Annotated in this window: 17 protein-coding genes; 9 read left to right on the plus strand and 8 right to left on the minus strand. The window is 31.8% G+C overall.

The genetic code is table 11. The features are described from left to right. Positions 1–15 precede the first annotated feature (15 nt). The 4 genes from INR78_RS02870 (at position 16) to INR78_RS02885 (ending at position 3,939) form a co-directional block, all read left to right on the plus strand. Positions 16–954 carry a GNAT family N-acetyltransferase gene (locus INR78_RS02870; protein ID WP_223077385.1) on the plus strand — a complete coding sequence of 313 codons (939 nt, stop codon included), beginning with the start codon at positions 16–18 and terminating at the stop codon, positions 952–954. A gap of 97 nt (positions 955–1,051) precedes the next feature. Beyond that, positions 1,052–1,813, plus strand: coding sequence for a M48 family metalloprotease (locus tag INR78_RS02875; RefSeq protein WP_027881121.1), 762 nt, complete (start codon positions 1,052–1,054; stop codon positions 1,811–1,813). 80 nt (positions 1,814–1,893) lie between these two features. Next, on the plus strand, positions 1,894–3,411 hold the full coding sequence (gene gpmI, locus INR78_RS02880; RefSeq protein ID WP_223077386.1) for a 2,3-bisphosphoglycerate-independent phosphoglycerate mutase: 1,518 nt from the start codon (positions 1,894–1,896) through the stop codon (positions 3,409–3,411). 129 nt (positions 3,412–3,540) lie between these two features. Next, positions 3,541–3,939, plus strand: a complete 399-nt coding sequence (locus INR78_RS02885) for a BT0820 family HAD-type phosphatase (RefSeq protein WP_106680160.1) — start codon at positions 3,541–3,543, stop codon at positions 3,937–3,939. Here INR78_RS02885 and INR78_RS02890 read toward each other — a convergent pair. Further along, positions 3,936–5,207, minus strand: coding sequence for an acetyl-CoA hydrolase/transferase family protein (locus tag INR78_RS02890; protein WP_223077387.1), 1,272 nt, complete (start codon positions 5,205–5,207; stop codon positions 3,936–3,938). The two genes, INR78_RS02885 and INR78_RS02890, sit on opposite strands and share 4 nt — an antisense overlap. Before the next feature lie 122 nt (positions 5,208–5,329). Between INR78_RS02890 and map the strand changes: the two genes are divergently transcribed. From map to INR78_RS02910, 4 genes are read left to right on the plus strand one after another with little or no spacing between them, the layout of a single operon-like run. Continuing rightward, the gene (map, locus tag INR78_RS02895; RefSeq protein ID WP_223078021.1) at positions 5,330–6,148 is read left to right on the plus strand and encodes a type I methionyl aminopeptidase; all 819 of its coding nucleotides are present in this window, start codon (positions 5,330–5,332) and stop codon (positions 6,146–6,148) included. A gap of 48 nt (positions 6,149–6,196) precedes the next feature. After that, the gene (locus INR78_RS02900) at positions 6,197–6,571 is read left to right on the plus strand and encodes a GxxExxY protein (RefSeq protein WP_027881116.1); all 375 of its coding nucleotides are present in this window, start codon (positions 6,197–6,199) and stop codon (positions 6,569–6,571) included. 25 nt (positions 6,572–6,596) lie between these two features. Further along, on the plus strand, positions 6,597–7,364 hold the full coding sequence (locus tag INR78_RS02905; RefSeq protein WP_223077388.1) for a class I SAM-dependent methyltransferase: 768 nt from the start codon (positions 6,597–6,599) through the stop codon (positions 7,362–7,364). Between the two features lie 8 nt (positions 7,365–7,372). Continuing rightward, on the plus strand, positions 7,373–7,747 hold the full coding sequence (locus INR78_RS02910) for a DUF423 domain-containing protein (RefSeq protein WP_223077389.1): 375 nt from the start codon (positions 7,373–7,375) through the stop codon (positions 7,745–7,747). A 2-nt stretch (positions 7,748–7,749) separates the two neighbouring features. Here the strand turns inward: INR78_RS02910 and INR78_RS02915 are convergent, their stop codons facing one another. Next, positions 7,750–8,733: an FAD:protein FMN transferase gene (locus INR78_RS02915; RefSeq protein ID WP_223077390.1), complete on the minus strand. Its 984-nt coding sequence runs from the start codon at positions 8,731–8,733 to the stop codon at positions 7,750–7,752. A gap of 4 nt (positions 8,734–8,737) precedes the next feature. Then, positions 8,738–9,115 carry a Na(+)-translocating NADH-quinone reductase subunit F gene (locus INR78_RS02920; RefSeq protein WP_223077391.1) on the minus strand — a complete coding sequence of 126 codons (378 nt, stop codon included), beginning with the start codon at positions 9,113–9,115 and terminating at the stop codon, positions 8,738–8,740. A gap of 77 nt (positions 9,116–9,192) precedes the next feature. Here INR78_RS02920 and INR78_RS02925 point away from each other — a divergent pair, with 77 nt between their 5' ends. After that, positions 9,193–9,666 (plus strand): Na(+)-translocating NADH-quinone reductase subunit F, encoded by a 474-nt coding sequence (locus INR78_RS02925; protein WP_223077392.1) that lies wholly within the window; start codon positions 9,193–9,195, stop codon positions 9,664–9,666. A gap of 54 nt (positions 9,667–9,720) precedes the next feature. Here the strand turns inward: INR78_RS02925 and INR78_RS02930 are convergent, their stop codons facing one another. The 5 genes from INR78_RS02930 to INR78_RS02950 all read right to left on the minus strand — a co-directional run bounded on the left by INR78_RS02930 (position 9,721) and on the right by INR78_RS02950 (position 16,209). Further along, on the minus strand, positions 9,721–12,525 hold the full coding sequence (locus tag INR78_RS02930; protein WP_223077393.1) for a T9SS-dependent choice-of-anchor J family protein: 2,805 nt from the start codon (positions 12,523–12,525) through the stop codon (positions 9,721–9,723). Positions 12,526–12,707: 182 nt separating this feature from the next. Next, a complete protein-coding gene (gene nqrF / locus INR78_RS02935; protein WP_027881110.1) occupies positions 12,708–14,018 on the minus strand; it encodes an NADH:ubiquinone reductase (Na(+)-transporting) subunit F in 1,311 nt (436 codons plus the stop codon). 1 nt (position 14,019) lies between these two features. Further along, positions 14,020–14,754: an NADH:ubiquinone reductase (Na(+)-transporting) subunit E gene (nqrE, locus tag INR78_RS02940; protein WP_027881109.1), complete on the minus strand. Its 735-nt coding sequence runs from the start codon at positions 14,752–14,754 to the stop codon at positions 14,020–14,022. Between the two features lie 52 nt (positions 14,755–14,806). Then, positions 14,807–15,451, minus strand: a complete 645-nt coding sequence (locus tag INR78_RS02945) for an NADH:ubiquinone reductase (Na(+)-transporting) subunit D (protein WP_027881108.1) — start codon at positions 15,449–15,451, stop codon at positions 14,807–14,809. A gap of 2 nt (positions 15,452–15,453) precedes the next feature. Then, complete coding sequence (locus tag INR78_RS02950; RefSeq protein WP_223077394.1) at positions 15,454–16,209, minus strand: Na(+)-translocating NADH-quinone reductase subunit C; 756 nt, start codon at positions 16,207–16,209, stop codon at positions 15,454–15,456.

Below are 16,209 nucleotides of genomic sequence, written 5' to 3' on the forward strand. Positions count from 1 at the left end.
ACTATTATACAAATAATGCAAATCATAGCAAGTACACAACGGTTATATTTAAGAGAATTTTCTGTAGATGATGCTATTCATTTTTACGAGATGAATTCTGACCAAGACGTACTAAAATATACTGGAGACAAACCGTTTTCTTCTTTAAATGAAGCAGAGCAATTCCTATTAAACTACAAAGAATACGAAAAACATAATATGGGAAGATGGGCAGTTTGCGATAAAAAAACAGATCTGTTTTTAGGTTGGTGCGGATTAAAATTTCATCCTAAAGAAAACAAAGTTGAAGTTGGCTACCGATTTTATAAAAAATATTGGAACAATGGTTACGCTACCGAAAGCTGCCAAGCCGCAATACATTATGGTTTTAAACACCTTAAACTTAAAACCATATATGCACATGCACATGTAGACAATTATGCATCACATAAAGTCTTAGAAAAATGCAACATGAATTTTATAAAAACCTTTAATTACACAGGTATGCCAGCAAATTTATACAAAATCGAAAACCCTGATATTATAATTAAACAAATCACAGCTTTACAAACCTATCCAGTTCGTCATCCTGTTTTAAGGACTGGCAGACCTATTGACGATTGTAAGCTAACTTTTGATGATCACGAAGACACATTTCACTTAGGTTTATATTATAAAAACAAGTTGTCTGGTGTAGTTAGTTTAATGAAACTTAACAACGAAAAATTTGAAGAACAAGACCAATATCGCTTACGCGGAATGGGCGTTTTAGAACAATTTCAAGGCTATGGATTTGGCAGATTACTAGTAGAAACAGCCGAAACAATGGTAAAACAAAAAGGAACTAAACTACTTTGGTTTGATGCTAGATTAATTGCTGTTGGATTTTACAAGCGATTAGGTTTCACAATTATTGGGGACCAATTTGAAGTCCCTAAAGTTGGTCCTCATTATGTAATGTATAAACGATTATAGATTTTATTTGTATTTCGTCTAAATTCATTCAACTAAAAAAACTAACTCAACATTTATCGATGAACTTTCGTAAATTGCTTTATCTAAATCAATTATCATGAGAAATTTTAAAGGTAGACTTCTAATTGGTGTTCTTCTTGCTGCATTTGCTTTGTTTAAATATTACAACTCAATGGAAACAAATGAGTACACAGGAAAGAAACAAGCAATCTCTATGACGCCAGACCAAGAAATACAAATGGGTTTGCAAAGTCGTGATCAAATGGCAGCGCAACATGGTGGATTATATCCTAATCAAGAATATCAAGCATTTATAGATAGAGTTGGCAACAAACTAGTACAAAATAGTGTCGCAAAAGACACGCCTTACAAGTACGAGTTTCATTTACTTGCAGATAAAAATACAATTAATGCGTTTGCTTTACCTGGCGGACAAATTTTTATTACCTATGCCTTATTTTCTAAATTAGAAAACGAAGACCAGTTAGCTGGTGTTTTAGGGCACGAAATTGGTCACGTTATTGGTCGTCATAGTGCAGAGCGTATTGCGAATTCCGAGCTTTGGCAAGGTTTATCAACCGCAGGTTCTGTTGGCGGTAATATGGGAGATGTAGTTAGTCAATATGGCATGTCTAAACTATTAAAAAATGGTCGTGGTGATGAGTTAGAAAGTGACGACTTAGGTGTACGTTTTATGATGCGTTCTGGGTATGATCCAGAAGAAATGATTGGCGTTATGCAAATTTTAAAACAAGCAGCTGGTCCAAACCGCGTACCAGAATTTCAGAGTACTCATCCCGATCCAGAAAATAGAATTGAAAAAATTAAAGCCTCTATTAAAAAATACACAATAAACTAAAACGATTTAGTAGAAAACCAACAAAGTCCTGCTTTTGCAGGACTTTTGTTTTTATATTTGTTATAATAAAATTTACAGTAATGAATAAAAAAGTCATCTTAATGATACTAGATGGTTGGGGAAAATCTCCAGACCCAAAAGTATCTGCAATAGATAATGCTAAAACACCTTTTATAGACAGTTTATACACTAAATTTCCTAACGCACAATTGCGTACAGATGGACTGCATGTTGGTCTACCAGAAGGACAAATGGGAAATAGTGAAGTTGGCCACATGAATCTTGGTGCAGGACGCATTGTTTATCAAGACTTAGCAAAAATAAATCTTGCTGTAGAAAATAATACACTTGCCAAAGAACAAGTATTAATAGATGCTTTTAATTATGCAAAAGCAAATAATAAAGATGTTCATTTTTTAGGGTTAGTAAGTAATGGTGGCGTACACTCGCACATCAACCATATTAAGGGATTAATTTCAGCTGCTCAAAATGCTGGAGTAACAAACAGCTATGTTCATGCGTTTACAGATGGTCGTGATGTAGACCCAAAATCTGGTAAAGGATTTATTGAAGATTTAGAAAATTTCACTTCAAATACAAACACAAAAATTGCAAGTGTAACTGGTCGTTATTATGCAATGGACAGAGACAAACGTTGGGAACGTGTTAAACTAGCGTATGATGCTGTAGTAAATGGTTTAGGTGAAAAAACACTGGATTTATCTAATAAAATTCAGACAAATTACGATAATGATATCACAGACGAATTTATCAAACCAATTATTAAAACAGATTCTAATGGTAACCCAATAGCAACTATTAAAGAAGATGACGTAGTTATCTTTTTTAACTTTAGAACAGATCGTGGTCGCGAATTAACAGAAGCATTATCACAACGCGATTTTCATGAGCAAAACATGCATAAGCTGAATTTATACTACGTGACTTTAACAAATTATGACGAAACTTTTACAGGCATAAACGTAGTTTTCAACAAAGAAAATTTAACCGATACTTTAGGTGAAGTTTTAGAAAAACATAATAAAACACAAATCAGAATTGCTGAAACTGAAAAATATCCACACGTTACATTTTTCTTTTCTGGTGGACGTGAAACACCTTTTAAAGGCGAAAAACGAATTTTAAAAAATTCGCCTAAAGTAGCAACCTACGATTTAAAACCAGAAATGAGTGCGTTTGAGCTAACCGATGCTTTAGTACCAGAATTAGAAAATGAAACAACAGATTTTGTTTGTTTAAATTTTGCAAACGGTGATATGGTTGGTCACACTGGTGTTATGGACGCTGCAATTAAAGCTTGCGAAGCAGTAGATAAATGTGTAGAGAAAGTAGTTACTACTGCTTTAGACCATGGTTATACAACACTTTTAATTGCCGATCATGGTAATTGCGAAACTATGATAAATCCTGATGGTAGCCCAAACACAGCACATACTACAAATCCTGTCCCTGTTATTTTAATTGATAACGAATTAAAACATATAGAAAACGGTATTTTAGGAGATATGGCACCAACTATCTTAAAGTTAATGGGTGTAAAGCAACCTGAAGCGATGACGCAAAAACCTTTAGTTTAATACTAAATAAATATAATTGTAATTAAAAAATCCGCTTCGTATTGAAGCGGATTTTTCATTTTAAATCAATTGAATTTTAAATTCAAAAAATTAAATTTATTGTACTTTTACAATCTTATTTCTATATAAATGAATATACAAGGAAAAATAATAGCTGTAGATTTTGATGGCACTATTGTAGAAGACGCATATCCAGGTATAGGCAAACCTCGTTTGTTTGCTTTTGAAACCTTAAAACGTCTTCAAAATGATGGTCATCGACTTATACTTTGGACCTATAGACATGGTAAACGTCTAGAGGAAGCTGTAAATTTCTGTAAAGACAATGGTATAGACTTTTACGCTGTAAATAAAAGTTTTCCTGAAGAAACGTTTAAAGGTGATGTAAGCCGAAAAATTAATGCCGATTTATTTATAGACGATCGTAATATTGGTGGTATTTTAGGTTGGGGAGAAATTTATCAAATGCTTACCAACCAAACACCACAACAATCAAAACCTAAGAAAAAAGGCTGGTTTAAATTTTAACAACCAATCATTTCAAAATACGCTTTATCTATCTCTTCTCTGTGATCTGGATGAGCTATATTAACCAAAGCTTTTATACGCTCTTTAATAGTTTTCCCGTAAAGGCTAGCCACACCAAATTCTGTTACAACATAATGTACGTGCGACCTTGTAGTTACCACACCAGCACCTGGTTTTAAAGATGGTACAATTCGACTAATACCATTTCTAGTTACAGATGGTAATGCTATAATTGCTTTACCGCCTTCACTTAAAGATGCGCCTCTAATAAAGTCCATTTGTCCGCCAACTCCAGAATACATATGCGCACCAATAGAATCTGCACAAACTTGTCCGGTCACATCTACTTCAATAGCAGAATTAATGGCTACCATTTTTGGATTTTGTTTAATAATCGAAACATCGTTTGTGTAATTTGATGCACGCATTTCTATAAATGGGTTATCGTCTACATAGTCATATAGCTTTTGCGAACCAATTAAAAAAGTAGCCAAAGCACGACCACGATTAATTTCTTTATAGTTACCATTAATTACATCCTTTAAAATTAAATCTATAACACCATCAGAAAACATTTCGGTATGTAAACCTAAGTCTTTATGATTAGTTAATCGGGCTAAAACTGCATTTGGAATACTTCCAATACCCATTTGCAACGTACTTCTATCTTCAATTAAATTAGCTACATATTCACCTATTTTTGCTTCAACTTCATTAGGTGGTAATGCATCGTGACTTGGTAATGATTCATGATGTTCTACAAATTGGTCAATTTCGGAAATATGAATAATACCAGCACCATGTGTACGTGGCATATATTTATTAATTTGAGCTATTACAATTTTTGCATTATCTATTGCTGCTAATGTTGCTTCAACAGAAACACCTAAAGAACAATACCCATGTCTATCTGGTACCGATACGTGGATTAACGCTACATCTAAATCAATTATATTTCTTTTAAATAAAAGCGGTAATTCACTTAAAAATACTGGTGTGTAAGAACCATTTCCTTCTTTTAAAGTATGACGTACATTTTTACCTATAAAAAATGAGTTAACATGAAAACTATCTTTAAGCTCCGGATTTGAATAAGGTGCTTCACCTTCGGTATGTAAGTGGCATATTTCAACATTTTTTAGTTCTTCGTGTCTGGCAGACATTGCTTTTACTAAAGATTGCGGTGCAGCTGCTGCAGCTTGCACATATACTCTATCATTAGACTTTATAACTTTTACTGCTTCTTCTGCGGTTACTGGTGAATACATATTGGTTTTGTTTTTATTTTACAAAGTTACAATGCTTAGTATGGATAAATCCTGCTAAAAGTCATATTTCTAAAAGAAAATTGACTTTTATTTTAAGTATATTTGCAGATATTTTAGAGATTATGATTATAGTAAAAACAAAAGAAGAAATTGAATTAATGCGCCAAGCCGCTTTAGTAGTGTCTAAAACTCTAGGAGAAGTTGCTAAAGCTGTAAAACCTGGTGTAACAACACTTCAACTAGATAAAATTGCAGAAGAACACATAAGAGACCTTGGAGCTATACCTGGATTTTTAGGTTTATATGACTTCCCTAACACACTTTGTATGAGTCCAAACTCGCAAGTGGTACATGGTATTCCTAACGACAAGCCACTTGAAGAAGGAGATATAATATCTATAGATTGTGGTGCTATTTTAGATGGTTTTTACGGTGATCATGCTTACACATTTGCTGTAGGTGAAATTGATCCTGAAACAGAAAAACTACTCCAAGTTACTAAAGAATCTTTATATGTTGGTATCAAAGAGTTTAAATTAGGAAATCGCGTTGGAGATGTAGGTTATGCTATTCAAAAATATTGCGAAGATCATGGTTATGGCGTAGTAAGAGAATTAGTAGGTCATGGATTAGGACGCACTATGCACGAAGATCCAGAAATGCCAAATTACGGAAAACGAGGAAGAGGAAAAAAGTTTATTGAAGGTATGGTCGTAGCAATTGAACCTATGATAAACATGGGGACAAAACGAATTAAACAACATCGTGATGGCTGGACAATTACAACTTTAGACGGTAAACCTAGTGCACATTTTGAGCATGATGTTGCTATTGTAGATGGTAAACCAGAGCTATTATCTACTTTTAAATACATTTATGAGGCTTTAGGTATTGAAAGTGACGAGGAAGATGAATTTAGACAACAAGCTTTAGTTTTATAGACCTAAAGACACGAATTACACTAATTCTCACTAATAATTCACTTTCTATTGAAAAATTTAATTTATAAAGATGAAGCTTATAAGATAATTGGTCTTTGTATGGAAGTACATAACCAACTTGGAAAAGGTTTTAATGAAGTTGTGTATGCTGATGCTTTAGAAATCGAATTAATTGATAACAATATAGCTTATTCTAGAGAAACTAAATTTGCAATAAGCTATAAAGGAAACACTTTACCTCATAAATATAAAGCAGATTTTATCATTGATGATAAAATAATTTTAGAACTAAAAGCTATTGAAGCTTTAAATTCTGCTCATGTAAAACAAACATTAAACTACCTTGCTGTCTCAAAATTAAAATTAGGTTTATTAATTAATTTTGGTGATGAAAGTTTAAAATATAAACGAATTGTCTTGTAATAATTTGTGTTAATTCGTGAAATTAGTGTCAAAAAAACTCTTTAAATACATACTTAATTTTATTCCAAGACCATTGCTAATTAGGTTAAGCTATATTGTTAGACCTGTTTTAGCTTTTGTTTTAAGAGGCAAAAAATATACAGACCCAATAGATGACAAGAGTTTTAAGTATTTTTTACCTTATGGTTATGGTAAGCAAAGACCTAATGTACTGTCGCCTTCTACATTAAGCTTAGAAAGACATAGACTTTTGTGGCTCTATTTAAAAAATGAAACAGATTTTTTTACTTCTAATAAAAAAGTGCTTCATTTTGCTCCAGAACAAGCATTTTACAAACGCTTTAGGCAACTTAAAAATTTAGATTATACAACAACAGATTTACTATCTCCATTAGCAGATGTAAAAGCAGATATTTGCGATTTACCCTTTGAAGATAATACTTACGATGTTATTTTATGTAATCATGTGTTAGAGCATATTCCTGATGATACTAAAGCAATGCAAGAGCTTTATCGTGTTTTAAAACCTAACGGAATTGCTATTTTGCAAATACCGCAAGATTTAAATCGTGAAACTACTTTTGAGGATAACACCATTACAGACAAAAAAGAACGTGCTGAAATTTTTGGTCAATACGATCATGTACGCATTTACGGTCGTGATTATTTTGACAAACTTAGAAGCATAGGTTTTAAAGTTGAAGAAGTAGATTATACAAGTAAACTTACTTCAGAAAAAATAGACAAATACCGTTTAGCAAAAGGGGAAATTATTCCTGTTTGTTACAAATAGAAACTATTATGACACAACAAACTTTTATCATTACAGGTGCATTTTTTGGTATGTTGGCTATTATTTTTGGTGCTTTTGGAGCTCATGTTTTAAAGAAAATCTTATCAGATGATCAACTTAAGAGTTTTGAAACTGGCGTTAAATACCAAATCTATCATGCTATTATTTTATTACTTCTTGGGTTTAATTTTCAGTTTTCAACTTCTGCAATGTATTGGTGTTTCACTTTAGGTGTTCTACTTTTTTCTTTTAGTATTTACGGTTTAGTTTTAAGCGATGCTAAAGGAAAGAAATTAAAGTTTCTTGGACCTATTACTCCTATTGGTGGTCTACTTTTCGTAGCTGGTTGGTTGTTATTAATACTTAAAGCTATTAACTTTTAATTTTATTCAGGAAAACCATTAAAAGACTTCGTTTCTAACTCTCCTTTTTCGTTTTCAAAAATTAAATACACTTGTAATTCTGGATGTTTTGCTAAAAAGTAATCTACTTTTTTTATTCCCATTGCTTGAAATGCTGTAGCATAACCATCTGCCATCATACATTTATCTGTAATTACTGAAGCACTTAAGATTCTGGTTCGTGTTGGATAGCCTGTTTTTGTATTTATAATATGAGCATATTTGTTACCGTTATTATCTACTTTAAACTTTCTGTAAGTTCCTGAAGTAGCCATAGCTTTATCTGTAATACCAATAACTTTAGAATAACTTTGAGAGCCATCAAAATTTGGGTTTTCTATGCCAATTGCCCATTCTTTTTGTTTATTTAAATTTATTCCCTTAGCTCTTAACTCTCCTCCTATATCTACCAAATAATTAGTTATACCTTTACTTTCTAAAAAATCTGCTATAACATCTACACCATAACCTTTAGCTATAGCATTAAAATCTATAAACGTATTAGTGCGTTTCATTATAACTCCGTTTACAACACCAACACGATTAAAACCTACAGATTTCATTAAACTATCCACTTTAATACTATCTACAGCAGATTTATTATTCTCTGATCCAAAATTCCATGCGTTTACTAACTTACCAATCGTTGGATCAAAAACACCTTCTGTTTCTCTGTAAATTTTCTTAGCTGCCTTAAAAACAGTGTCAAAATGAGGATCTGTATTTACAATTTCATTTCTATTAATTTTTGAAATATTTGAAGACGGAATGTAATTTGACATAGATTGATTTAGTACTTCAAAAATACTATCAAATTGTTTTTGATAACTTTTACTATCAACATCATAATATTGTATTTGATAAGCAGTACCAAAAATTGGTCCTTTAATTTTTACTAATTCTGGTTCGTTTTTACAAGAAATAAAAACTAATAACAATAATAAAATTGAAGATAAACGCTGTAACATAAATTTAATTTAAATGAGTTTCTATCACTTGGATGCCATTATATTCTATTAAATACTCTTCATTTAAGTATATCGGTAAATCGTCTCCTTTTGGATTACCCAAACCAACACCAGCATATAAAACTTTTGCATTATGCTCTTGTGCATGTTTTTTAAAAGATTCCATCCAAACGACATCATAATTATTAGCATTTTCTGGTAAAATTACAGCTTTTACTATTACAAAGTAGTACTGTTTATTTTTATCCATACAAACAAATTGCGGATGTCTTTTTAGCTTACTGTTTATAGCAATAAACTCGAAACCACGTTGTTCTAAGTCTTTTCCAACATGGTTCATTGCTAGATTATGAAGTTCTTGTTTTGTTAAGGCTTTACTCATAGTACAAAAATACGTTTTAACATTTATTTGCTGAAATTTTCTTATTTTAAAAGAAGAAAATCGCTAAGAAATTTAAAATGAAAACATCAACAAGGTTTGATAACGCTATTAAAAAACTGTACACAGCTTTTAATGAAGATCTTTTAAATCCTGAATGTTGTAAACAATGTGCTGTTGGAAATATTTTAGACCAAAAAGATGCTTGGAAATATTTATCTGATGATCATGGCTCTTTAAAGTTAAATTATCTTGGACTAGTACATCAAAATTTAGGAAGAACTTTTAACGGATATTCGCCATTAGAATTACTAAAAATTGAAGCTGCTTTTTTGAAAGGTTGCGGTTACGAACTACCACTTCATCATAAAAATAAAAGACCTAAAAACTCAACAAATAAAGACATACTATTTAATGGTTTAAAAGAAACTATTAAAGTACTATGCGACTTTGATAATATTGAAAATATTATGGATTATTCCAACGTATTTAAAGCTGTAATTACAAAAAATAGTGATTTAAAATTTACAAATTTTGAATTTGAAAATGTTTAAAATAAAAAAGCCCAACACTTTAGTATTGGGCTTTTCTAAATATATATCATTAATCTACTTCACTACAATTCTTTTAAATGCAGACTTATTACCTGCTTCAACTTTAAGTATATAAATTCCTGTTGAATTTGTATTTAAATTAATAGTCTTATTAAATATTGAATTGTTGTTAGAATATAAATTATTAAAAATTTGACGACCTCTAATATCAAATAAAGAAAGATTAACATCTTGATTGGTGCTTAAAGCAATAGTCACTTTGCCATTTGTTGGATTTGGATAAACTGCAAATTGATTAAAATCAAATTCTGAAGTTGATAATGCTGCAGGCACACCAAAATAATAAGTCCCTTCAATTCCTGAAGTAAATGTTCCTGATAATTTATAATCTGAACCAAAAGATGATACTGAAGCTGATACTACTTCTGTTGTAACGCCATTATCTCTTAATATACTAATCGAATTTCTACTTTGTCCTGTAGTAGCTTCATAACCTAATATTTCTGCTTCAGTAAAATAAAAATCTACAGTAACATTAGAAGTTGTAAGTATATTTGGAGGTGTTATAGTAAACGTCTTATCTGTTACATAATTAGACACTGAACTTCCGTTGTAACTTTGTGCACTAGTACCTGCTCTAGATACAGATATGTCTACACAACCAAAATCATCATTATTTACATTGGTTATATCTAACATTAAATCTGTACTAACAGAATCTGAAGCGTAAACAGTTCCACTAGACCTTAAAGCTAATAAATCATTAGATGTACCTGTATTAACATCTGTTTGTATACTTTTATCAATTATAGCTTCAAAATTTATATTATCTAATAAGAACAGTCCTTCTGTTACCCCGTTACCGTTGTTTGTACCAGAACTATTGTGCCTAAATGTTAAATAACCTGTCTGACCAATATAAGCAGACATATCTATATTTCTAAACTCACCATTATCATCAAGTGTATTTCCTGAATCAATTAAATTACCACTAGTTATTGTACTTACATTAGTGTTGTCTGTAGTCCAATAAACCTCATAAGGTTCACTATCTCCATATCCTGCAATACCATAAGATAAGTTAACTGAAGATGCATTAGAAGGTATAGATATCATATCAGACAGTAAGAAATTATCTGGTGTAAAATTGGCTCCTGTACCAAAAATTGCACCATTAGATTCTGAAGCAAAAAATACACTTACTATTGTCCCATTACCATATAAATCTGTACCTGATGAATTAGCACTTAAGAAATTATTTCCATCACCATCATTATCAATAACAAACCAATTAGTAGTATCTGTTGTTTCTAAATTAGAATCTATTAGAGTAATTGTTTGAGTATTTACAGGAACAACATCATCATCTGTAATTACTAATCTAAAGTTATTATTACCTGCTGTAGCATCTCCTCCATTAGCATTAACTGTAAAAGTTAAATCTATACTTTCTTCTCCTTCAACAAAGCCATCATTAAAAACTCTTATTACTACAGATTGTGTTGCTGTTGAACCTGCACTGAATACTACTGAATTATTTAAAAGCGTGTAATCTTGTGCATCTGCTGTTGCCCCTTGTACTGATAAGTTAACAGTTGTGTCTTGAGAAGCTCCTTCGGCAATTGTTAAATCTACAGTTACATCTGTAAAATTACAATCAGATCCTTCAATAACATTATCACTAGCTAAAGCAAAAGAAATTATAGGTCCAGCGTTACCTGTGTTAGAACTTGCTAACTCAGATCGACCAGGAGAGTTTTGCATAACTACAGCCATTCTTGCAACTTGATCTGCAGTAAATAAATTCATACAAGTATCAAAACTATAATCCATAAAATTTTCTACCATATCTCTATCTCCACCAGTACAGGTATCGTTAGTATTTGGACAACCTGAACTTGATCCGTTTTGGTTTGGTGTATCATTACAAAAATCATCTACACTACAATTTCCATCTCCCCAAATATGTCTTAGACCGATCCAGTGACCTATTTCATGTGTTAAAGTTCTTCCTGCTGCATAAACACCTCCGTTTGGATGTGGGTTAGCTACAGATCCTATTGATGTATATAAACAAACAACACCATCTGTATTTGCTGATCCTCCTGAAGCTGGCATACCAGGTAATCCAGAACTATCAGGAAACTGAGCATATCCCAATAATCCACCTCCTAAATTTCCTGTCCAACAATTAGCATATAATGTTCTATCCCAAATTGTAGCAGGTTTAATTGTATTATCAAAATCTGCAGTTGATAATTCTCCAGGATATCCGTAAACACGATTAATACCTGGTTCTGCTAAAGGATTTCCATTGGGATCTATTTGAGCAGGGACAAATACAATTTGTGCATCTGCTGCTACAGAAGACCAATATCCTGTTGCTCCGCCTGCTTGGTTAGAAAAATCAAGATTTAATTGTTCGATTTGAGCATTTACATACTGAGCATCTAAATCTGCTGCATCACCTTGTGTTCCAGAAACTACATGAAAGATAATAGGAATAGTATATACTTGCATTTGAGCAGACTCTACACTATTAGCGATTCTTGAAGCCTGTTGAGATTTATACTGCTGAACTAAAGGAGCAATCCAATCTTCAAACTGTTGTTTAGATTGCACATTTGGGTTGTTTAATCTATACTTGTTATTCATTTCTTCAGTAAGACAACGAACAACACCATTCTCATTTAAGAATCTTTGATTTTCTTCATTTAATATAACATCCTGCTCTGTATTAGGATGATTATGACTAATACTTTTAGAGTTTTCTTTGTTAATCTTTCTATTTTGAGAGAAACTGAGATTAACACTTAACAAAAATATCGCTATTAACAATAATTTAGTGTTTTTTTTCATAGATATAAGAATATTTACATTTAACCGATGCAAATTAACTTTTAAACTTAAAAATAGAATGATTTTAATCATTTTTCGATAAAAAACTAAAAAAAAAGGAAATATTCGGTTTTTTTCTGATTTTAAGTAAAAAAAAAGCCAATGTAAAAACATTGGCTTTTTTTATTTGAAGAGGTTTTATACTATCCTCCAAAGTCATCAAATCGGATATTTTCATCTGGAATACCAAAATCTTCACCCATTTTTTGTACTGCTTTATTCATTAAAGGAGGACCACAGAAATATAACTCTATATCCTCTGGTGTATCATGATGATTTAAGTAATTATCTATTACACAATTGTGAATAAACCCTACAAAACCATCTCCTTCTTCATCATGTATGTCTTTCTTAACTTTCCAGTTATCTTCTTCTAAAGGTTCTGAAAGTGCTAAGTAAAATTTAAAGTTAGGGAAGTCTCTTTCTAACTCACGGAAATGTTCAATATAGAATAATTCACGTTTAGAACGACCACCATACCAATATGTTACTTTACGTCCTGTTTTTAATGTTTTGAATAAATGATATAAGTGAGAACGCATTGGTGCCATACCTGCTCCTCCACCAACGTAAAGCATTTCTGCATCAGATTCGTTAATAAAGAACTCTCCATAAGGTCCAGAGATTACACACTTATCACCTTTCTTTAAATTAAATATATAAGACGATGCAACTCCTGGGTTTACATCCATCCAACCATTTTTATTTCTATCCCATGGTGGCGTTGCAATACGAACATTTAACATAATCTCTCTACCTTCTGCTGGGTAAGAAGCCATAGAGTAAGCACGCTCTACAGTTTCGTCATTTTTCATTACTAATGGCCATAAATTGAATTTATCCCATTCTGCCTGAAACTTATCTGGTGAATCGTGTTCTTCTGGATGTGCGGTAATATCCATATCTGAATATTTCACTTCACATTTAGGAATTTCAATTTGAATGTATCCACCAGCTTTGTAATTCATATCCTCAGGGATTTCAACTACAAACTCTTTAATAAAAGATGCTACATTGTAATTACGGACAACTGTTGCTTCCCATTTTTTAATACCAAATACTTCTTCCGGTATCGTAATTTCCATGTCTTGTTTAACTTTTACTTGACAAGCTAAACGTGCACCATGTTGTAATTCTTTTCTTGTAAAGTGAGGTGTTTCTGTTGGTAAAGCTTCTCCTCCTCCATCTAAAACGTGACATTCACATTGGATACAAGTTCCACCACCACCACATGCTGATGGCAAGAATATTTTTTGGTTACCTAATGTTGATAATAATGTACCTCCTGATGATACTTCAATTTCTTTTTCACCATTTATTTTAATAGTTACAGGACCTGATGGTGATAATTTTTGCTTAACATATAATAGTAATGACACTAATACCAATGTTATTACTAAGAAAGCGATAACAGTTGTTAAAACTGTTCCTAATGTACTTGCTGCTAAAATCATATTACTCTACTGTTGTATTGTTAGCTATAGTTGAGTTATTCTCTATAACCTTAGTTTCGGTTTTATCTTGCTTTTCAATTTGAGCTGCTTGTTCTGTTTTTTTAGAACCTTCATCATCTCCTCCAGTTAACATTCCTCCAAAACTCATAAATCCAATTGCCATAAGACCAGTAATAATAAATGTAATTCCTAGTCCTCTTAAAGGAGCTGGTACGTTAGAATAACGAATCTTTTCGCGGATTGCTGCGATAGCTAAAATTGCTAAGAACCAACCTATACCAGAAGCTATACCATAATTAAATGCTAAACCTATAGTTTCGATTTCTCTAGACTGCATAAATAAAGATCCTCCTAAAATTGCACAGTTTACAGCAATTAGCGGTAAAAATATACCTAGTGAATTATACAATGAAGGTGAAAACTTTTCTACAACAATTTCTACTAATTGTACCATGGTTGCAATAGTTGCAATAAACATGATAAATGATAAGAAACTTAAATCATAACTAGCATATTCTTCTCCTAACCAAGATAATGCACCTGGTTGTAATACATATTGATCTAAAAGCCAGTTTATAGGCACAGTAACTGCTAATACAAAGATTACTGCAGCACCTAAACCTACAGCTGTTGATACTTTTTTAGATACTGCAAGGTAAGAACACATCCCAAGGAATGTTGCAAATACCATGTTATCTATAAAGATTGATTTGAAAAATAATTCTATATGTTCCATATGTTATTTTTTGATGTCTTTTTGAAGTATACTTCAAAAAACGAGTCAATGTTTAGTCTTCTATTAAATCTTTGTTTCTGCTACGTTGTACCCAAATAATAATACCTACAACAATTAATGCCATTGGCGATAATAACATAAACCCGTTATTTTCATATCCTATTGCGTACAATCCTGATTTTTCGATTGGATCTCCTAAAACTTTAAATCCTAATAAAGTACCAGAACCTAATAATTCTCTAAAAAAACCTACTATTATTAATATAACACCGTATCCTAATGCGTTACCTATTCCATCAAGGAAAGATTTCCACGGTCCATTACCTAAAGCAAATGCTTCAAAACGTCCCATAATGATACAGTTTGTAATAATTAAACCAACGAATACCGAAAGTGTTTTACTTAACTCGTAAGCAAAAGCTTTTAGTACTTGATCAACAATAATTACAAGAGCAGCTACAACAATAAGTTGTACTATAATTCTAATTTTTGAAGGTATGATATTTCTCATTAAAGAAATAACAACGTTACCAACTCCTAATACAAATAATACAGAAATTGCCATTACTATAGAAGCTTTAAGTTCTGCAGTAATTGCTAACGCAGAACAAATACCTAATACCTGTATAGTAATTGGGTTATTATCTGCTAATGGATCTGTAATTAATTTAGCGTCTTTTTTTGAAAGTAGTCCCATAATTAATTAGCTTGATTTTTTAATGTTTCAAAATAAGGCATGTATAACTTTAAGTCATTTTTAATCATAGCACTAACTCCATTACCTGTAATGGTAGCTCCTGCCAGAGCATCTACCTCATAATCTGTTTTATCTTCATTTTTAGGGTCGTTATTTCCTTTTGCAACTGTTATACCTTTAAACACTCCATTATCTGTTAGTAAGTGTTCTCCATAAAAGTCATCCATAAAATAACGTTGTTTAATGTTTGCTCCTAAACCTGGTGTTTCTCCTTTATGGTCAAAATACACACCTTGAACAACCATATCTTTATCCATAGCAATATAGCCCCAAATAGCGTCCCAAAGTCCTTTACCATATATTGGTGCTACGTAAAATGTATTACCATCTTTTTCTCCAATAAATAAAGGTAAACGTCTTGTTTCTCCTGCTTTTGCTTTTGCTTGTTCTTTTTTAACATCGATTAGGTAAGCCTCGTCATTTTCTTTAACATCATTACCTTCTATTACAATTTGTTTAGTAATGTATTTTGAAAAAGCTTCGCTAACCTTATCTGTAGAAATAAATGCAACATCAGTTTCTCCATTGTCATTTACTCCCATAGCGTAAAGAATGTTTTGTTGTTTTTCCATTCTTTCGTTTTCTTTTATATTAGGCTTTAAAGATGCTGCTGTAAAAGCTAATAAAGCACCAACTACAACTACCATTCCTATGGCAAATAATACGGTATATAAATTACTATCTGTTTTGTTTGACAT

The sequence above is a fragment of the Mesoflavibacter sp. SCSIO 43206 genome, assembly GCF_019904215.1.
GTDB lineage: Bacteria > Bacteroidota > Bacteroidia > Flavobacteriales > Flavobacteriaceae > Mesoflavibacter > Mesoflavibacter zeaxanthinifaciens.

Excerpts from the sequence above, each read along its gene's own strand:
- INR78_RS02870 (WP_223077385.1), top strand. The coding sequence starts at position 16 with ATGCAAATCATAGCAAGTACACAACGGTTATATTTAAGAGAATTTTCT.
- INR78_RS02875 (WP_027881121.1), top strand. The coding sequence starts at position 1,052 with ATGAGAAATTTTAAAGGTAGACTTCTAATTGGTGTTCTTCTTGCTGCA.
- gpmI (WP_223077386.1), top strand. The coding sequence starts at position 1,894 with ATGAATAAAAAAGTCATCTTAATGATACTAGATGGTTGGGGAAAATCT.
- INR78_RS02885 (WP_106680160.1), top strand. The coding sequence starts at position 3,541 with ATGAATATACAAGGAAAAATAATAGCTGTAGATTTTGATGGCACTATT.
- INR78_RS02890 (WP_223077387.1), bottom strand. The coding sequence starts at position 5,207 with ATGTATTCACCAGTAACCGCAGAAGAAGCAGTAAAAGTTATAAAGTCT.
- map (WP_223078021.1), top strand. The coding sequence starts at position 5,330 with ATGATTATAGTAAAAACAAAAGAAGAAATTGAATTAATGCGCCAAGCC.
- INR78_RS02910 (WP_223077389.1), top strand. The coding sequence starts at position 7,373 with ATGACACAACAAACTTTTATCATTACAGGTGCATTTTTTGGTATGTTG.
- INR78_RS02915 (WP_223077390.1), bottom strand. The coding sequence starts at position 8,733 with ATGTTACAGCGTTTATCTTCAATTTTATTATTGTTATTAGTTTTTATT.
- INR78_RS02920 (WP_223077391.1), bottom strand. The coding sequence starts at position 9,115 with ATGAGTAAAGCCTTAACAAAACAAGAACTTCATAATCTAGCAATGAAC.
- INR78_RS02925 (WP_223077392.1), top strand. The coding sequence starts at position 9,193 with ATGAAAACATCAACAAGGTTTGATAACGCTATTAAAAAACTGTACACA.
- INR78_RS02930 (WP_223077393.1), bottom strand. The coding sequence starts at position 12,525 with ATGAAAAAAAACACTAAATTATTGTTAATAGCGATATTTTTGTTAAGT.
- nqrF (WP_027881110.1), bottom strand. The coding sequence starts at position 14,018 with ATGATTTTAGCAGCAAGTACATTAGGAACAGTTTTAACAACTGTTATC.
- nqrE (WP_027881109.1), bottom strand. The coding sequence starts at position 14,754 with ATGGAACATATAGAATTATTTTTCAAATCAATCTTTATAGATAACATG.
- INR78_RS02945 (WP_027881108.1), bottom strand. The coding sequence starts at position 15,451 with ATGGGACTACTTTCAAAAAAAGACGCTAAATTAATTACAGATCCATTA.
- INR78_RS02950 (WP_223077394.1), bottom strand. The coding sequence starts at position 16,209 with ATGTCAAACAAAACAGATAGTAATTTATATACCGTATTATTTGCCATA.